Source organism: Rhodococcus sp. IEGM 1406, assembly GCF_030056745.1.
GTDB classification, from domain to species: domain Bacteria; phylum Actinomycetota; class Actinomycetes; order Mycobacteriales; family Mycobacteriaceae; genus Rhodococcus_F; species Rhodococcus_F erythropolis.
In genome coordinates, this window is sequence record NZ_JASHKO010000005.1 from 56575 (window position 1) to 74343 (window position 17769).

At 62.0% G+C, this 17769-nt stretch carries 20 protein-coding genes; 7 read left to right on the plus strand and 13 right to left on the minus strand.

Annotated features, from left to right (window positions below; all coding sequences use genetic code 11):
- Window positions 1–11: 11 nt before the first annotated feature.
- The 7 genes from QM596_RS22150 to mftA form a co-directional block, all read right to left on the minus strand.
- A complete protein-coding gene (locus tag QM596_RS22150) occupies window positions 12–1961 on the minus strand; it encodes a mycofactocin system FadH/OYE family oxidoreductase 2 (RefSeq protein WP_283309952.1) in 1950 nt (649 codons plus the stop codon).
- Entirely contained in the window at window positions 1961–2788 is an 828-nt protein-coding gene (locus QM596_RS22155; protein WP_003941966.1) for a mycofactocin-coupled SDR family oxidoreductase, read from the minus strand. The genes QM596_RS22150 and QM596_RS22155 overlap by 1 nt, the downstream gene beginning before the upstream one ends.
- The gene (locus QM596_RS22160) at window positions 2785–4716 is read right to left on the minus strand and encodes a mycofactocin system FadH/OYE family oxidoreductase 1 (RefSeq protein WP_283309953.1); all 1932 of its coding nucleotides are present in this window, start codon (window positions 4714–4716) and stop codon (window positions 2785–2787) included. The genes QM596_RS22155 and QM596_RS22160 overlap by 4 nt, the downstream gene beginning before the upstream one ends.
- A gap of 26 nt (window positions 4717–4742) precedes the next feature.
- Complete coding sequence (mftD, locus tag QM596_RS22165) at window positions 4743–5921, minus strand: pre-mycofactocin synthase MftD (RefSeq protein ID WP_019744252.1); 1179 nt, start codon at window positions 5919–5921, stop codon at window positions 4743–4745.
- A 55-nt stretch (window positions 5922–5976) separates the two neighbouring features.
- Entirely contained in the window at window positions 5977–7194 is a 1218-nt protein-coding gene (gene mftC / locus QM596_RS22170; protein WP_003942089.1) for a mycofactocin radical SAM maturase, read from the minus strand.
- Window positions 7195–7270: 76 nt separating this feature from the next.
- A complete protein-coding gene (mftB, locus tag QM596_RS22175) occupies window positions 7271–7558 on the minus strand; it encodes a mycofactocin biosynthesis chaperone MftB (RefSeq protein WP_007728309.1) in 288 nt (95 codons plus the stop codon).
- Window positions 7543–7638 (minus strand): mycofactocin precursor MftA, encoded by a 96-nt coding sequence (gene mftA, locus QM596_RS22180; RefSeq protein ID WP_063836238.1) that lies wholly within the window; start codon window positions 7636–7638, stop codon window positions 7543–7545. Before mftA ends, mftB begins: the two co-directional genes overlap by 16 nt.
- A 150-nt stretch (window positions 7639–7788) precedes the next feature.
- Between mftA and mftR the strand changes: the two genes are divergently transcribed.
- Together mftR and mftM are read left to right on the plus strand one after the other, a co-directional pair.
- Window positions 7789–8388: a mycofactocin system transcriptional regulator MftR gene (mftR, locus tag QM596_RS22185; protein WP_283309954.1), complete on the plus strand. Its 600-nt coding sequence runs from the start codon at window positions 7789–7791 to the stop codon at window positions 8386–8388.
- Between the two features lie 28 nt (window positions 8389–8416).
- A complete protein-coding gene (gene mftM / locus QM596_RS22190) occupies window positions 8417–9250 on the plus strand; it encodes a mycofactocin oligosaccharide methyltransferase MftM (RefSeq protein WP_283309955.1) in 834 nt (277 codons plus the stop codon).
- Window positions 9251–9256: 6 nt separating this feature from the next.
- Here mftM and QM596_RS22195 read toward each other — a convergent pair whose 3' ends face one another.
- Window positions 9257–9460, minus strand: coding sequence for a DUF4287 domain-containing protein (locus QM596_RS22195; RefSeq protein ID WP_007728313.1), 204 nt, complete (start codon window positions 9458–9460; stop codon window positions 9257–9259).
- A gap of 142 nt (window positions 9461–9602) precedes the next feature.
- Here QM596_RS22195 and QM596_RS22200 point away from each other — a divergent pair, with 142 nt between their 5' ends.
- Window positions 9603–9815 (plus strand): TOBE domain-containing protein, encoded by a 213-nt coding sequence (locus tag QM596_RS22200; RefSeq protein WP_003942061.1) that lies wholly within the window; start codon window positions 9603–9605, stop codon window positions 9813–9815.
- Window positions 9816–9831: 16 nt separating this feature from the next.
- Here the strand turns inward: QM596_RS22200 and QM596_RS22205 are convergent, their stop codons facing one another.
- A complete protein-coding gene (locus QM596_RS22205) occupies window positions 9832–10257 on the minus strand; it encodes a DUF6314 family protein (RefSeq protein WP_019744256.1) in 426 nt (141 codons plus the stop codon).
- A 104-nt stretch (window positions 10258–10361) separates the two neighbouring features.
- Here QM596_RS22205 and QM596_RS22210 point away from each other — a divergent pair, with 104 nt between their 5' ends.
- Together QM596_RS22210 and QM596_RS22215 are read left to right on the plus strand one after the other, a co-directional pair.
- Window positions 10362–10838: a MaoC/PaaZ C-terminal domain-containing protein gene (locus tag QM596_RS22210; RefSeq protein WP_029254883.1), complete on the plus strand. Its 477-nt coding sequence runs from the start codon at window positions 10362–10364 to the stop codon at window positions 10836–10838.
- 233 nt (window positions 10839–11071) lie between these two features.
- Entirely contained in the window at window positions 11072–11860 is a 789-nt protein-coding gene (locus tag QM596_RS22215) for a thioesterase family protein (protein ID WP_030535459.1), read from the plus strand.
- Window positions 11861–11883: 23 nt separating this feature from the next.
- Here the strand turns inward: QM596_RS22215 and QM596_RS22220 are convergent, their stop codons facing one another.
- Both QM596_RS22220 and QM596_RS22225 read right to left on the minus strand, forming a co-directional pair.
- On the minus strand, window positions 11884–13554 hold the full coding sequence (locus QM596_RS22220; RefSeq protein ID WP_133728527.1) for an ABC transporter permease: 1671 nt from the start codon (window positions 13552–13554) through the stop codon (window positions 11884–11886).
- Window positions 13551–14486, minus strand: coding sequence for an ABC transporter ATP-binding protein (locus QM596_RS22225; RefSeq protein ID WP_283309957.1), 936 nt, complete (start codon window positions 14484–14486; stop codon window positions 13551–13553). The genes QM596_RS22220 and QM596_RS22225 overlap by 4 nt, the downstream gene beginning before the upstream one ends.
- Window positions 14487–14554: 68 nt before the next feature.
- Here QM596_RS22225 and QM596_RS22230 point away from each other — a divergent pair, with 68 nt between their 5' ends.
- Window positions 14555–15049 (plus strand): GbsR/MarR family transcriptional regulator, encoded by a 495-nt coding sequence (locus QM596_RS22230; protein ID WP_133728528.1) that lies wholly within the window; start codon window positions 14555–14557, stop codon window positions 15047–15049.
- An 83-nt stretch (window positions 15050–15132) separates the two neighbouring features.
- Window positions 15133–15672, plus strand: a complete 540-nt coding sequence (locus tag QM596_RS22235; protein ID WP_041815731.1) for an RNA polymerase subunit sigma — start codon at window positions 15133–15135, stop codon at window positions 15670–15672.
- Here the strand turns inward: QM596_RS22235 and QM596_RS22240 are convergent.
- Window positions 15669–16352: a MadR family response regulator transcription factor gene (locus QM596_RS22240; RefSeq protein ID WP_019744264.1), complete on the minus strand. Its 684-nt coding sequence runs from the start codon at window positions 16350–16352 to the stop codon at window positions 15669–15671. The two genes, QM596_RS22235 and QM596_RS22240, sit on opposite strands and share 4 nt — an antisense overlap.
- The gene (locus QM596_RS22245) at window positions 16349–17740 is read right to left on the minus strand and encodes a MadS family sensor histidine kinase (protein WP_037125960.1); all 1392 of its coding nucleotides are present in this window, start codon (window positions 17738–17740) and stop codon (window positions 16349–16351) included. Before QM596_RS22245 ends, QM596_RS22240 begins: the two co-directional genes overlap by 4 nt.
- Window positions 17741–17769: the final 29 nt, after the last annotated feature.

Consider the following 17769-nt stretch of genomic DNA (forward strand, 5'->3'; position numbering starts at 1 on the left):
AAACGGACGACTTATATCGCCAACGCAGCCCGATGCCCCTCGATAACCGCTGCGTGCGAACGTCTCGGAGACAAGGCGTCACCGATGCGAAATATCTCGAAAGAACTTCCCTGCAAGGAGTTCCACAACTCGTCGACAGGTTCCTGCGGTGTCGCGAAGACTACCCAGTCGACCGCAACTTCCTCGACCACACCCGTCGGAAGGTGAACCAAGCTCACGAGCGGCGAGGCTCCAGTGCTCACCGAAGTCACCATCAGATCCGTCCGTTGCACGATCGACTTCTCGAACGCCCGGCGGTTCCACCCCTCGAAATCCAGGGTGACGCTCAGATCTTGGGCAACCACCATGCCGTTGGTCGCGATCGTGACAGCGCAACCTCGATCAGCCAGGAATTCAGCCACCGACGTACCTTGATGGAATCCCAACTCGTCGTATACGAGCACCGTTCCGCTCGGCAGAACCCTGCCGTCGAGAACGTCTCGAACACTTACGACACGCTCTGATCCACCCGCCCACGTTGGGCGCACGGGCCGCGCGCCGGTTGCGATCACGACCACGTCGGGCGCCCGTTCCTCCACAATCGCAAGGTCAGCTCCAACACCCAGCTCGATCGTCACACCGCTTCGGCGACACTCCGATTCGAGATTTCGCACGAGGTCGGCGAGCTCACGGCGAACCGATACCACCGAGGCGGTAAGAATCTGTCCGCCAAGTCTTCGTTCACGCTCGAACAGCGTCACCGCATGACCTCGCTGGGCCGCGGTGGCCGCAGCTTGCAGGCCGGCCGGGCCGCCGCCAACTACCACCACCGTGCGGCCCCGTCGCCGCGGCATCGGCAGCGGGACCGATTCCCGACCGGCGCGCGGATTTTCGGTGCACCCCAACCAACGCCCCAGACCCATCCGCCCGACGCATTCCTGGTTGCAGGACAGGCAGGTTCGCACCTGTGACGATTGACCAGCACGCGCCTTGTTCACAAAATCCGGATCGGCGATCTGCCCGCGAACTACGCCCACCAGATCGCATACACCGTCCTCGAGTGCAGCTTCGGCTTGCTCCGGCGTCTTGAAACGGCCGACTCCGACGACTGGAAGATCGACGACCTCCCTGATCGCAGACGGGACGAAGTTGGCGTAGCCCGTGGGTACAGCCATCGATGCTTCGACCAGATGCAGTGTTTCCGTGGCCATTCCGACGGTGGTGTTGATGTAGTCGACGTGACCGTCAGCGTCGATCAGTTGGGCGGTGGTTACCGCGTCGGACAGTTCGATGCCACCCCGCGTTCCTTCGTATCCACTCAGGCGCACACCGAGCACACGATCCGGGCCGATGGCCTTACGCAGGACCCCGAGCACTTCGAGAAGGAAACGAGCACGATTCGCCACGCCCCCGCCGTAGCGATCGGTGCGCAGGTTGGTCGAGGGTGCCAGAAACGCGCGCACGATGGACGACTGCGACGCCTGCAATTCCACCCCGTCGAAGCCACCGGCAACGCAGTTGCGCGCAACAAGGGCGAACCCTGCGAGAATCTCGGCAATGTCCGCGTCGTCGACAGCTTTGGGCACCTCGCGGAACAACGGATCCGCAACGGCGCTCGGCGCCAACAGCGGCGATCGCGAATAGGTTCCAGCGCCCTGACCCCCATTGTGGTTGATCTGCGCGAGAATCGACGAACCATGCGCATGAACGGCGTCGGTGATCCGCCGGTATCCCTCGATCGCTTCCGGCCGATAGCCCGCAATCATCTTCTCGTACGGTCGATCCGAAGGATGCGTCGAGTGCTCCTCGGTGATGATCAGACCCGCACCGCCGCGTGCCCGCGCCTCGTAGTAGCTCGCGTGCTGCTCCGTCGGCAACCCGTTCTCCGCGTAATTGGTCAGGTGTGCGGAGAACACGACCCGATTGCGGAGTGTCAGGTTGCCCAGGCGCAGTGGCGCGAAGAGGCGCGGGTACGGCGTCATCAGACCTTGGAGTTTCCTTGATCGAGAGCGATATGACTTGCCGTGACGGTGCGTGAACCGTCACCCGCGAGCCACAGAACGGTATCGGCGATCTCGTCGGGTTCGGCGAACGCGATGTCCGAGAGGATCGGAGTGAAGTTGGGAAGGTACTGCGGAAACTTTGCAAATACCTCGAGCGCGCCCTGGTCGACCCCCATCGGCGTATTTACTCCGTAAGGGTGGATCGAGTTGACCCTGATCTTGTACTCCCCCAGTTCCTTTGCCGCGGCCTGCGTCAGACCGACGAGACCGAACTTGGCGCTCGCGTAGTGCGCCTGTCCGGGCAGCGCCTTGAGTCCGGCCACCGAACTGACCACGATGATCGATCCACCGCGCCCACCTTCGATGATCGCCGGCACCGATGCCTTGAGGGTTTTCCAGACTCCGGTCAGGTTGATGTCGATCAGGGTTTCCCACTGCTCGTCCGACATTTCCCAGAATCGATTCCAGTTACAGACCCCGGCATTGGCGACCACGATGTCAAGGCGTCCGAACTGCTCGACACCGTCCTTGACCACCGCGGTGAGCGCTGCGCCGTCACGGACATCTACCTCGCGGGCGAGGATCTTCCCACCCTCCGCTTCGACCAGACGTATCGTCTCGGCAAAGTCCTCGGAAGTTGCTGCGTCGTAAGAATTGTCCGACGCCACCGACGCGCACACGTCGACTGCGATGATCGCTGCTCCCTCGCGCGCCATCTTGACCGCGTGCGCACGTCCTTGACCGCGCGCTGCGCCGGTGATGAAAGCAACGCGACCTTCGAGCGAACGAACTGAACCCTGTGTCATGAGATAGCCCTCTCTGCAGAATTGAAACTCGTTCTAGTAGTAAACCCTGCAAAGCGCCCTTCGCGGATGGATTCGAGAACAGTTCTCGGGGCAACCGAGTCACCCACCTGGATGTCGGCCGCTTCCTTCAGCGTTTCGTTCGGCAGACGGGGCGAGCAGTCGATCACCACTTCACACTCGAGCTGTGACCGCTCGCCGGTATGAACGTGCTCGACGCAGACGGCCCCTGAGGCGATTTCGATGACACGGGACGCGAGCACCCTGGTGACCCCGGCCTGCTGGATGCGCGTGTTGGCGCCGACCAGATCCCCACTCGCACCGAGCCTCGAACCGACGATGCTGTCCGGGGTCACAATCGAGACGGAGACGCCCTGGACCGCGAGTGCTTCTGCGAGCGCCACCGCGATCGGTCCACCGAGCGGATCGATCAGCGCGACCGGACCCGGCCCCACGGTGGTCAACTTCCCGAAGGCTTCCGACGCATCCAACCACCGAACCGAGTCGTCGACCGGATACGTCGGCGGCCGCGCAGCACTACCGGTGGCAACCACAACCAGCTCGCCCCGACTACGTGCATCACTCAGGTCCTGCGCGTCGACCGCCGCCCCGGTCCGCATCGTCACGCCGCTACGACGGCATTCGTCCTCGAGCCACTGCGCGAGGAGTGCGAACCGGCTGCGGCCGTCACCTCGCGCAAAAGTTCGGATCATGCCGCCGAACTTCGATGAACTCTCGACGAGGGTGACCGAGTGCCCCGCCACCGCCGAGATCCGCGCGGCCTCCATCCCGGCGGGGCCACCTCCCACGACCAGCACGGCTCCCGGTGTCGAAATCTGCTCTCGCTCATCGGGGTCCACCGTCTCGAAACCCGCGCTCGGATTCCCCACGCACGTCACGACCGGGTTGCGAGGATCACGCACGAGGCACGTCTGATTGCAGAGCACACACGGGCGTGGACGATCACCGCGCGCGGCTTTCACGACCACGTCCGGGTCTGCGATCTGGGCCCTCGTCATCTCGACGAACTCGGCTACCTCCAGCGCTGCACGAGCGTCGGTGATGTCCACGACGCTCCCCTGCACGACAACAGGAATCGACACCGCGGCCTTGATCTCACGGCACAGATCGAGGTTGAAGTTCGGCGGGCAGTGAAAGTCGGGTCGGTACCCCTCTGACGAATAGAGTCCGCCACGAACGACGACAAGGAGATCGAGTAGTGGCGACAGATCGCGTGCAAAACCGGCGGCGAGATCGGGTGTCAGTCCCGCCCATGGTGCTTCCTCGTCGCAGGACAACCGCAGGGAGACAACGTGGTCCGACCCGACTTCCTCGCGCACTGCCGAGATGATCTCGCGAACAAGGGCAACGCGATCAGTGCCGTATCGGTCTTGCCGAGTGTTGGTCAGACCCGAAAGGAACTGTCGCAGAATGCTTCGAGGACCGGCATCGAGTTCCACTCCGTCCATTCCCGAAGCGATGGCCATTGCCGACGCTTCACGAAAGCCGGCCATCAACTGGTCGATTTCCGGCTGCCCCATTGCCATCGGCAACTCACGCGTCACCGGGTCGGCCACTCTTGACGGTCCCCACAGCACCGATTGGGAGTATGCGCTCGATCCCTGCATGCCGGTATGACCGAGCCCGGCAAGAACCAGCGTCCCGTACGGAGCACATGCGGCCGCGATCGACTGCCACCCCGGGCCGCACTCCGACGCCAGCGGTGCCCGCTCGTACGGCCAGTCGTTCTCCAATACCGAGGCGACTTCGGTGACGACGATTCCGACTCCGCCCTCGGCGCGGCGCTGGTAGTACGCACGGTGCCGATCGGAAAGTGATCTTCCCACAGCAAGATTGGTCTCATGCGGACCGAAGACAACCCTGGACCGGACGAAGCGTCCGGCCAGGGTTGTGTGTTCGTCGAGTGTCAACTCACAGCTCTATCGGAACCGCAATCTCAGCTGGCGCCCAGTGAGCGTGTGAAGCCATCCGGGATCACCAGGTCTGCCGGGCTCAGTTCGGTGATGGACGAGTGGCCAAGGCCCATCAGCCCCGAGTCGATGCCCATCCGCATCAGGTCGAGCACGTTCTCGACACCGGCCTGGCCGTTTGCCGAGAGACCCCACAGGTAGGCGCGCCCGAGCATGACGGCCTTGGCTCCGAGTGCTAGCGCCTTGACGACGTCGCCGCCGCGTCGAATGCCGCCGTCGAGAACAACTTCCACCTGATCGCCCACGGCCTCGGCAATGCCCGGGAGCACGCGGATCGGCGCCGGGGTGCCGTCGAGGTTGTTACCACCGTGGTTGGAGACCGAGATAGCGGAGACACCGGCGTCGACAGCTCGCTTGGCGTCGTCGATGCGCATGATGCCCTTGAGCATGAACGGTCCACCCCACTGCTCACGAAGCCAGGCGATGTCTTCCCAAGTCGGAAGCGGGGTCTGCATCCACTCGCCGTACGCGCCGAAGAACGTCGGTGCCGGCTGGCCGGGAGCCGCGAGGTTGGGTGTTGTCAGGTCGGGGATCTTGCCGGTCTTGGCGAACTCCAGCAACCACTTCGGGCGCATGATGCCCTCGGGAGCGAACTGGAACATCGCCTTGAGGTCCATCTTTTCGGGGATGGACGGGCTGCCCCAGTCGCGACCGTACGAGAAGGACCAGTCGGTGGTGATGATCAGGCCCTTGGCACCGGCAGCGCGAGCGCGCTCCATACGCTGCAGGAGCACGTCGCGGCTGCCGACCCAATACATCTGGAAGAAGACCTGCGGGTTGGCCGCGGCAACTTCTTCGATGGACTTGCTGGCGAAAGAACTCAGTCCGATGGCTGTTCCCCGTGCTGCAGCCGCACGAGCTACCGCTACCTCACCGTCGGGGTGCACTGCCTGCACACCGGTCGGTGAAATCATGACGGGCAACGAAATGTCCTGGCCCATAATGGTGGTGGACATCTCGCGCTTGTCCGACAGTCCCGCAGCGTGAGGAGCGAAACCCAGTTCGCTGAATGCCGCGACGTTGTCGTCGACCGTCAGCCCTTTCTCGGATCCCGCCACCAACGCCGCGTACACGGACTTGGGCAACCTCTTCTTCGCACGGCGCTGTGCTTCTGCCACCGTCTCGAAGAAAGCATTCTTAGCCATTGAACTGACCTCTCTGGGGTGCAGCTTTCGCCGCACTGTCGGTATCGCGCAGTAGTTACTGCATTCCCGCAAGCGGGTTTTCGTCACAAATCTTGGCGGGCGGACGCATCATCAGTGTCAGTGGCACCGATGCACGTGGGGTCTTACGTTGACCGGAACGGGAGTGATCGACGCTGGACTTCGGGACCTCTCCCGCCGACGCCAATGCCATTTCACCGTTACCGATGACGCACTCGGGGTCAGGTCCGTCCATCGGCAGTCCGGTGAAGAACTTGGCTGCCATGCAGCCACCCCGGCAGGAGTCGTAGTGATTGCACTTGCTGCAGGCGCCACCGGTCTGCGGCGAGCGCAGCTCCTCGAACAGGTCCGAGTGCTGCCAGACTTCCTGGAATCCACCGTCTTTCACGATGTTTCCGGCGAGGAACTGCTCGTGAATCGCGAACGGGCACGCGTACACGTCACCGACCGGGTCGATCAGACACACGACGCGGCCCGCGCCACAGAGATTGAGACCGGGCAGTGCATCGCCGAACGCGGAGAGGTGGAAGAACGAGTCGCCCGTCAGGACGCCTTCACCGTTGGCCACCAACCAGTTGTAGAGCTCACGCTGCTGTTCGGGGCGTGGGTGCAGATCGTCCCACACGTCGGCGCCGCGGCCCGAAGGGCGCAGTCGAGTGATGCGCAGGGTCGCGTCGTACTTGTCCGCGAGAGCCTTGAACTCGTCGAGCTGACTGACGTTGTGCCGCGTGACGACCACCGAAATCTTGGCGTCCTTGAAGCCGGCTTCCTTCAGGTTCGCGAGAGCACGCTCGGCCATTGCGAACGAACCAGGCCCGCGCACAGCGTCATTGACTTCAGCGGTGGCACCGTCGATGGAAATCTGCACGTCGACGTAGTCACTGGCCGCAAGGCGTGCCGCGACCTTCTTGTCGATCTTCACGCCGTTGGTGGAGAACTTCACGCCAACCTGGTGGTCCGTTGCGTAATCGACGAGCTCCCAGAAGTCGGAGCGTACCGTCGGCTCGCCGCCACCGATGTTGACGTAGAAGACCTGCATACGTTGCAGCTCGTCGATGATGGACTTGCACTGTTCGGTGCTCAGCTCGTTGGGGTCACGGCGACCCGACGACGAAAGGCAGTGCACGCAGGACAGGTTGCAGGCGTAGGTGAGTTCCCACGTCAGGCAGATGGGGGCGTCGAGTCCGAGTTCGAACTGATCGACGAGGCGACCCACCTTGGCGGGCGGAGAGGGCTGTTCAAGAACTGAGGTCATGGCTGTGTCCTCGCGAAGAAATGAAGCGGGCGAACGTGCAGAAGGGCTGTTCCGCACGTGGGGGCGAGCGTCTGGCTCAGACAGGCACGATCATGTGCGAATCGGCGAGAGTGCTCAGCGCGCGGGCATATTGGGGAGCAGCGTCATCTTCGATGCCTTGCGCACGTAGTGCGGACCTGACATCAGGATGGTCTGGCAACGCCTTGACCACCGCAACGATGGTCGTGTTCTTCAGGAACGACAGCTTGCGCGTTCCGAAGTGGTAGAGCAACGCCCCGAAAGGTTCGGGGCGAAGCGCTACCTGCGGGTGGAGTTTCCACCCCGCATCGAGATCCAAAGCAGACACGGTCAGTACACGCCGCACATGCCGTCGATGGAAACTTCCTCAACGAGGGACTCCTCGACGAGGTCGTTCTCGAGCGCCTTGTTGTCACGATCTGACATGGATTCCTCCTGCGGTCGCACTCCGTCTGGAAGTCTGTAGATCAGACTTCCAACCTGGGAGTTGGTGGTCACTAGTGGGACTTCACTGTGACTCGGTTCACCACTGTAATGGCATCGAGTGCAGAATGACACACATGGAGCGAAAAAAGTATGCGTAGCCGCAAGAAACCGTCCGCTCGGATAGGTCGTCGCCCCTCCACAACGAGGGAGGGAATCAGCACGATCGGCATCGAACTGTTCTCCACCGTCGGCTTCAACGAGGTGAGCGTCGACCAGATAGCCGACGCCGCCGGCATCGCGCGTCGGACTTTCTTTCGCTACTTTCCGTCCAAGAACGCCGTCCCCTGGGGCGACTTCGACGGACATCTCGACGAGATGCGCGAGCACCTGGATTCACTGCCCGCTGACATACCGTTGGTCGACGCACTCGAATCCGCATTGTTGACGTTCAACACCTTCCCGCCGGAAGAGACTGCGGTACATCGCAAACGGATGGAATTGATCCTCAAAGTTCCGACGCTTCAGGCATACTCTGTGGTGATGTACGAAGGTTGGCGGCAGGTGGTCGCCGACTACGTCGCACGCCGAATGAATCTCGAGCCGACCGATCACGGCCCACGCACGGTCGGCTATCTTCTGCTCGGGGTCGCCATGTCGGCGTACGAACAGTGGCTCACCGACGATTCACTCGAGCTACCGGAACTCTTGAAAACAGGTACGCAGTCCTTGCGGACCGGCATCACCACCTGAGAAGCATCACCACCTGAGAAAGGCGATCATGTCCACCATCGCGAACGAACCGGTCCTGGATTCACTGGCACCGTCGACGCCGGGCTTGTGGTCGTTCGGGCATGTCACCGTCGAACGTGTCGATTCCGGTCCGATCTCGCTCGATCGTCGAGGCGGCCGACTCCACGTCAGGCACTCCCTCACTCCCGCCGATCTGAGCGAGCGACTCGTAGCCGGAGTCACCTCGTCGATCCAGGACGCGGAGTTCGGTCAGAACGAATTCGAGTTGACGATGGTCGGACTGGTTCGGTCCACCGTGGACGGCGCTCTCGAATCCTGGACCACCTACTACCGGAACTCCCTTGCCGAACTACTGGACGGCACTGCAGATTTCGCGCCGATTCACGACAAAGCCGAAGAACTGGTTCGCGGTTCCGTACTCGATCTGGGTTCCTGCTTCGGTTTCCTGCCCCTGCGGCTCGCGCGCGCCGGAATGGACGTGACCGCCACGGACATCCTGCCCGGAACGATGATCCTGCTCGACGCGGTAGCCCCCGAACTCGGCATCACGATCGACACGGTGATCTGCGACGCGGGTGAAGTACCGGCACCGGACAACAGCGCCGACACCGTCACCGCAATTCATCTCCTCGAGCACGTCGACGACTCGGTCGGCGAAGCCGTGATCGCGCAGGCACTCCGAATCGCACGTCAACGGGTCGTCATAGCCGTCCCCTTCGAAGACGAAGCCACCGCGTGCCACGGCCACATCCGTACGTTCGATCTCGAGTCACTGCGTGCGGTCGGCCGGCAGACCGGTGTGCCGTTCGAGGTATTCGAGCATCACGGCGGCTGGTTGGTGCTGGACGCATCGGCCGCCTGAAAAGAACTAACCTTCTTTCAGCGTATGGGCGACAAGTGCATTCGCGTGTCCATGCCCCATCCCGTGCTCCGACTTCAACCAATTCACCAATTCCATGTGCTTGGTGAGGTCTGAGCTTCTGATCAGCTCTTGCCACTCACCGATCGGCCGACCGTATTTCTTCTCGATCGACGGAAAATACGACGCCGGGCCTTTCACGGGTTCAGTCATGACCGGAATCTACCTCCACCGCCCGACAATATTCGCGCACCTGCGGTGCCCGCATGTCCGCACCTGCGGAATCGCTGGGTAGATACGCGACCATCGGATTATGGTCGAAGTACACCCACCCCAGAGCACAGGAGTTTCAGAGATGCGACTGTCCACACGAAATCAACTCACCGGCACCATCACCGAGGTCAACCTCGGCACCGTCATGGCAACGGTCAAGGTGAAGTTGGACGGCGGCAACCAGATCGTGACTTCGTCGATCACCCGCGATGCCGCACTGGATCTCGACCTCGAACCAGGCCAAGCTGCAACGGTATTCGTGAAGTCCACCGAGGTGACGATCGGCGTCGAATAACTGGTGATCGCTGCGATCAGGGCCGGGTGAGATGCGTGGTCATCGTGTAGTTCTTGCTCGGCCCCGTCACGGTCCAGACGACCGCCCAAGCCGATCCATCTACTGCAGTGACGTCGATTCGCCCGCGGTAGGTGTCCGCACCGCACAGGTGCTCGACTTCCTCCCCCGGTGCCCAGTCGTGGAACTCTCTGCCGTCTTCGAATGTCACGGCCCATTCGAGGCCGCGCTTTGCAATGAACAGAGTGCGGAACACTGGCAATTCCAGATCGCCGTCACGCAGAGTGCCACTCTCGTACCAGCGCATCCGACCGTCACCGGCGTCGGAGATAGTGGTCTCGCCGAAGACATGCTTGGTGGAACCGGAAAGGCGGTCGACTATGTCGCGCTCGAAGTGCCACGTTCCTGCCAGCGCCCTCGGCTCGATCTTCGCGTCGTCAACCATGTGACGATTCTAGTGACCCTGGACAAGGACTTGCGAAGGGGCCGAACGCACTGCGGGGAGTATGTTCCGAGTACATCCGGAACACGCAGGAGATTCACACAGACATGAACGATTCGGCCGCCCTTCACCAACGCACAGTGTTCGCAGAAGATCTCGAGATCGGCCAAGTGATCCCATTGGGCTCGTATTCGGTGACCGAAGAGGAGATCGTCGAGTTCGCAACCCAGTGGGATCCCCAGTGGTTTCACATCGACAAGGAAGCCGCCGGGTCCGGGGTCTTCGGCGGGTTGATCGCCAGCGGGCTGCACACCCTGTCGATCTGCCAGAAGTTGGTGGTCGCCAGTCTCTACGACCAGTGGAACGTGATCGCCGGAAAGTCCATGCGCGACGTGAGCTTCCTACGTCCACTTCGCCCCGGTGACACCCTGAGCGGAAAGGTCACCGTCGACAACGTCGTGTTCGACAATCGCGCGCGGGGATTGGTCACCATCACAGCGAAATTGGTCGATGCAGACGGCAATCGCGTTCTCGACGTAGTCACTGACGCCTACCTGCACTGTCGCCCGACTCGCGGACAGTGAATTATCGGTAAATTCCGCACCGCATTGTCTGAATTGCCGTACTTTCAGTGACGTTGCGACGCAACAGTACCCATCCCCGCAAACAGGAGTTCCTCACACATGAGCAGCCTCGGCGAGATCAATCCTCTCGGCATTCTTCAGATCCTCATCTACATGCTCTTCGGTGGGTCGTCCAACACTCCCGAGTAGACCCTAGCTTGCCATAGCCATAGTCAGCATCTAGGGTGCTGACTATGGCAATTAATAGTCAGGCGTCCGCGACGGTAGCGCCGTCGACCGACGCAGCGTGTCATCACACCGAATTCGACTCCAGCTGGCGGAGTTTCGACGGCATTCAGGGCGGACTCGCAGTTGCACGGATGCTGCGAGTGGCTGCCGACGCGTCCGGAGCCGAACCTCTGGCAGTCACGGCGCACCTGGACCGCCCCGTCCCTCCGGGGCCGGCCGAGCTGACTGTCGACGATATGCGGGGCGGGCGGACCGTCAGTTGCCACGTCACGCTGACCGGTTCGGGATCCGCTCTCGTTCGGCTAGCCCGCGACACAGGAGGCACAACGATGTCCGCCCCTGTCGCCGAACCGACTCCGGCCGACCCGTCAACCCTGCCGCCGCTGGAGATCCCGGTGGATTTTGTGCCGTTCTCCCAGCACCTCGACATCCGGCCGATCAATTCCGCGAGGCCGTTCGCCGGTGGCGACGCCCCGGAATTCGACGTCTGGATCCGATTGCTCACAGACCTCGATTTCACGGCCCAAGAGCGCGCCGCGGTCCTTCTCGACGCGCTTCCGCCCGGATTGTTCGCAACACTGACGATGCCCGTGGCTATACCCACTATCGAGTTCACCGCGCATTTCACACCGGAGCACCTCACGGCAGATCCCCGAACACTGTCACCGTGGTATCGCCTACGCCACGGGACCGCCTGGGCGACAGACACTCTCTGTGTTGACGAATCCGAACTATTCGACTCGACCGGACGGCTCGCCGCTCGGGCTCGCCAGCTTCGTCGAATTCTGGGTTGAACTCCCAATTGAGTTCAGTCCTACTACCCCTGGAGGTCGCGACGACGGAACGCAACAAGCGATGCTGTCGAAAGCACTACTGCCACAACGATCATTGCCAGCAGCGGTAGAACTGTCACTGGCTCGGCGGGGGCACCCGGCACGTGGGTGAAGGGTGACAGATCCAGCACTAACTGTGGAAGCTTCAGCAACGTTCCGAGTTGCCCGAGCACGATGCATGCCGCCAAGATTCCCCAGGAGAGCGCCGACGCGTAGGTCGGAAACAGTCCGAAAGCCAACGACACCAACCCCACGACTACAAGCACCGCGGGTAGATAGGCCAAGGCGGCGCCAGTCATCCGGAGTGTGTTGCCGCCGACGTCATCCGTGACGAGCCCGAAGGCAAATCCGGTGAAGGCACCCATCAAGACGTGCGCGAGGATCACCCCACCCACAACCACACCCAGGTGGGAAAGCATCCACCTCCACCGCGACAAAGAGGTTGCCAGCAACGGTTCGAGCCGTCCCGATGTTTCCTCACCCCGCATCCGGAGAAGACTCTGGACCGAATATGCCGCGATGACAATCGAGGTGAGACCGAGCGCAGTGGCCAAGTACGAATCCACCAGATCCGTACCGCCGCCACCAAGTTTCTCGAACATCTCCGCGGTCTGCTGCGACGATCCCACCATCGCGTCGATCTCGTTGCCCACAGCGCCGTAGGCGAACCCGAGAATGACAACGGCAAAGATCCACCAGAACATCGTCATTCGCTGCATGCGCCACGCCAGGCCCCAAGCCGACGGCAACCACGATGCTGCGGTCGGTGGGCCGGGCCGGGGCTGCACGAGCCCCGCTCCCTGATCACGATGGCTGATGAGAACAAACGCCACCATCACGTGCACAACCGCAAATCCGATCAGCAACAACAGGATCCACCAGGCATCGTCGTCGAAAGGTCTGATCTGTTGCGCCCATCCGATCGGCGAAAGCCACGACAACCAACCGCTCACCACGCGAGTTCCGTCGTCGACGACCGTACTGTTCACGTCGCCGATCGCGCGCAGCATGAAGGCAACACCGATCGCGGCACCCGCCAGACCGTTGGCCGTACGAGCACCGTCGGTGATCTGCGCAGTCACCGCCGCCACACCGGCAAACGCGATTCCGGTCCCACCTATCGAAGCACCCAACGCGAGCGAACCAACGACAGGCAAACCGACGGCGATCGATCCCAGGGCAATTCCCAGTGTCAGAACCACGTTCGCACCGACCGTGACAATCAGTGCGGAGGTCAGAAGCGCTCGCCGACCCACCACCGCAGCACCGATCATCTCGGCACGGCCGGTCTCCTCGTTCTGTCGTGTATGCCGAACCACCGCAAGGGTGCTCATCAATGCCGCCACCAACGCGAACACGAGCACCGACTGACTGGCGACTATCGCGCCCTGCGAATCGCCGGACACGATTCCGTTGGTCGCCAGCGCCACCGGCGATACCGCGGAACTGACTGCGATGTTTCGCAATTCCTCGGGGGTCGAGTACAGCCCGGTCACACTGGCGACGACGAGCAGCATGAACAGGACGATCGAGATGACCCACACGGAAAGCTGAATTCGGTCCCGTCGCAAAGCCAGCCGGACCAGTCGGCGTGTGCCGGTGAATTGACTTGCCGAGGCAGGTACCGGTGGAGCGGCCTCGACAACAACGGTCATGGCCGTACACCGGTCTCGGCTCGCAGGTGGACCGAAGTCTCCCTGGCGCGCTCGTCACCGTAATGACGCAAGAAGAGTTCTTCGAGTGTCGGCGGAGTGGAAGTGAGCGCCACGATTCCGAATCCGACCAAGTACGTCATGAGTGGTCCGAGTTGCGCGCTGTCAACTTCGCAGGTGACGTGGTTACCGTCGATCACCGCGTCGTGGACACCGCCGAGCCCGTCGAGTTCGCCGATCTGGCGCTGTGTCTCCGCCGAGATGGACGTGCGCGTGAGATGCCTGAGTTCGGACAGCGTTCCCTCTTCCACCGTCCGCCCGTCGCGGATGATGCTCACGCGATCGCACAGCGCTTCGACCTCGGCGAGGATATGGCTCGACAGCAGGACCGTCTTTCCGGCGTGAGCCACCTCCTCGACGCAGTCCTGAAACACCGCTTCCATCAACGGGTCGAGCCCCGATGTCGGTTCGTCGAGTACGTAAAGGTCGACGTCGGACGAAAACGCCGCCACGAGTGCAACCTTCTGCCGATTACCTTTCGAGTACGTCCGCGCCTTCTTGGTCGGGTCAAGTTCGAAGCGATCGAGCAACTCGCTGCGGCGTTTTCGGTCCAAGCCACCGCGCAGACCCGCCAACAGATCGATAGCCTCCCCGCCGGTGAGGTTGGGCCACAGATTCACGTCGCCAGGCACGTAAGCGAGACGTCGATGCAAGGTAACAGCGTCTCGCCACGGATCGCCGCCGAGAACAGTTGCGTCTCCGGAGTCCGAGCGGAGCAGGCCGAGGAGCACCCGAATAGTGGTCGACTTTCCAGAGCCGTTCGGTCCCAGGAATCCGTGCACTTCACCTGCTGAGACTTCGAGGTCGAGGCCGTCCAGCGCGCGGGTGGTACCGAAGGTCTTGACGAGGCTTTTCACTGAAATTGCCGCACCCATGAATTTGACCGTACGCCGATTTCACAAATGTGTGAAGATAGAAAAGAAGAAAAGATCGAAGGGTTCCGATGACCGACACCAGCCACACCGTTGCACCGGACGAGAGCCGACATTTTGTCGAACGACTCTCACTCGTTCTGAGCGACATGGGTTTTCCGCCGATGCCTGCCCGCGTGTGGGCCGCGTTGATGACCAGCGAGACACCCTCGTCCACGCCAGGAGATCTCGGATCCCGATTGGGAGTGAGCCCCGCCGCCATTTCCGGAGCAGTCAGATACCTCCAGCAAGTCGGATTGATCGAGCGAGTGGCCGTCCCCGGATCGAGGCGTCAGCACTACTGCGTCAGCGTCGACATGTGGGCCGACGCGGTTGTCACGAAACAATCGTCCCTCTACCAGGTCTCGGCAGTTGCGGACGAGGGCATTCGGGTCCTCGGTGAAGGCACTACGGCCGGCGATCGTATGGAAGATCTGCGCGACTTCTTCGACTTCATGGCCGCGGAAATGCCGCGCATGCTCGCGGACTGGCGCTCCCAGCGAAAAGACCGGACACCTGGAAGGTAACTTCAGGTTTACCCGCATTTTCGGTGGGGTACCTCAATTCTCGTTCCAGCATGATGAGGTGCGCTGTACCCGAGGAGTTGTTGATGAAGCTGTCGATCAGGGGCGCGAAGACTTCACCGACGCCACCCTCCGCACGAACCGCTTCACCCGAAACCTGTGAACAATCGATTTCCTTGAACCGCAATGCCGCCGGGGCATTCGCCGGCGATCATCACGCACTGTCGAAACTCCTGGCCCGATTGCACCCTCGCGTCGTTCTCTACTATCGCGCCAGGCTTCTCGGGACGCCTGTCGCAACATTCGCCGACGATCTCGCCCATCAATGCACCCTGGACGTCGTCACACGAATGTCCGAAACGATCTCGGCCGACACACGCATCGAGAACTTCGCCTACGAGTTGGCCTCGCAACGGATTGCGTCAATTCCCCAGTCACGCAACATCGACGGACAATTCAAACGCCCACGTCGCCTCACCGACGACCAACGTGAGGTCCTGGTATTGCGAATCGCAGTGGGTCTGACTGCCGAGATGACCGCGTCGACTCTGCGCACAACTCGATCGAGCGTGCTCCTCGTACAGCATCAGGCGCTGCGCGCCTGGGCGGTCTCCGAGCGGAGCTAGATCAGACCTTGCTTACTCGCGGCGTAGACGGCCTCTGCTCGCCGACTCACCTCGAGTTTGCGCATGATGTTGCTGACGTGGAACTTGACCGTGGTCGGCGAGATGAACAGTCGCTCACCGATCTTGATGTTGGACAAGCCGTTTGCGAGCAGTCTCAGTACTTCGAGTTCACGATCGGTCAGTCGTTCTTTGGATGACGACTGCCCGTTGAGCGATCGGACGACAGCCGATGCGCTGCGAGAATCGAACGCACTCTCACCCCGCGAGACCGCCCTGATCGCACGCACCAATTCGGTGGTGTCGACGTCTTTGACGACATAGCCGCGAGCGCCCGCGTGTACCGCTCGCACCACCAGTTGATCGTCGAGAAAGGTGGTGAGAACCAACAGTCCGAGCCCGGGATGCGCCGTAGACAACTGGCCACAGAGGGTCAGTCCCTCGTAGTCGGAACTGGCGGAGAGTTTCAGATCCATCAAGACGATGTCCGGGCCCACCTTGTCGACCACGGCAAGCGCCTCGGCGAGAGACGAAGCCTCCCCCACGATCTCGAGGTCGCTTTCGCGCTCGAGAACCGAGCGGAGCCCTTGCCGCAAAATTGCATGGTCGTCGACCAGGACGATTCGAACCAATCCCTGAACCGGCGATGCTCCGCGGGTGATGACGGGACGCGCAGTGGTCATGATTCCTCGCTCTCGATTTCAGTGGTGGAGCAAAGATTGTCGACATCCGCCTGGAGCGGAAGTGCCTGTGGCAGTGGTAGTGGCAGTCGCACGAGAATCTGAATTCCACCGATCCGCGCGCGCCGTACTTCGAGCGCACCACCCAACTCGAGAGTTCGTGTCTGCATGTTCGCCAGTCCGCGATGACGGCCGTCGACGTCGTTGGTGGCTGCGAGTTTGAGGATCAGACGCATCCGCGCAGGGTCGCCGTCACCGTCGTCGGAAACCGACAGCAGCACCGTATCCGCTCGATAGGTCAACCGCAGGACCGCTCGACTCGCATGGGCATGCACCGCAACATTGAACAGTGCCTCCCCCGCGATCCGCAGAAGAGCGTGTTCGGCATCGCCTGGAAGCTCGGTCGGGGTGCCGCCGACGCGAACGCTGACCGCCAACTCGTCCGGCATGTGAACCACGCCGAGCTGCTCGAGCATCTCGGGCAGTGACGTCCGGTCCGCGTCCGAGGAATGATTGAGCGCGTAGATCGCCGAGCGAAGCTGCTCGACCGCCCGCCTGGTCAAATCCTTGGCCAAGTCCAGTCTTTCACTGCGTTCCGCCTCCGGGATGTCGCTCCGGCAGACCTCGATCTGCATGCCGGCCGACAACACAGCCTGTGTCACGCTGTCGTGAAGTTCGCGGGCGATCCGGTGCCGTTCGTCGTCGACCACCTGGTGCCGGTGAGCCACTCCGAGTTGGCGCTGCGTGGACTCCAATTCGCTGTTGCGCACCGCGAGGTCGGCTGCAGTGCGATTGGCCTCCGCATATGCGTCTTCGGCTCGTTCGAGCAGTAGTTGTCCGCGCTGGTAGAGCGCCGAGTTCTGCAGGGCCACAGCAGTCTGGCTGGCCAGAATGCTGAGCACGGCTCCGTCCGTCGTATCGAGTGTCCGGTTGGCCGGCGTCCAGGCAGCAAAGGCGCCGACCACACCGCCGCCGAGCACGATCGGCACAAACGCGTAGTGGGCTTCGATCACCGAGTTGGATTCGATTCTTCCGCACCGGATATCGTCGAGACATTCGACGACGTCCTCCGGAAGTGGTGGCCCCTCGACGTTGTCGACCAGAAAAGGGGTGGCGTCCGGGCCGAGAACCAATCGCCGTGGTCCGGCGTCGGGCAATGTTCCGTCGGCCAAGGCGAAGACTATCCAGTTCGCACTCAGATGAGCACGGGCAGCTTCCGCCACCGCACAGACGAGGGTTTCCGGCCCCTCGACGGTTCGCACCAAAGCCCGCGAGATCAATTCCAACGCATGCACGACGCGTTCGAGACGCTCGGCCGCACCGCGGTACTGCGGATAAAACGAACTCTTACCCGAACGTAATCCGGTGAGCCGCGACAGGTCCGCGGTCATCGTCTGCACCGCTTCACCCTGCACCGCAT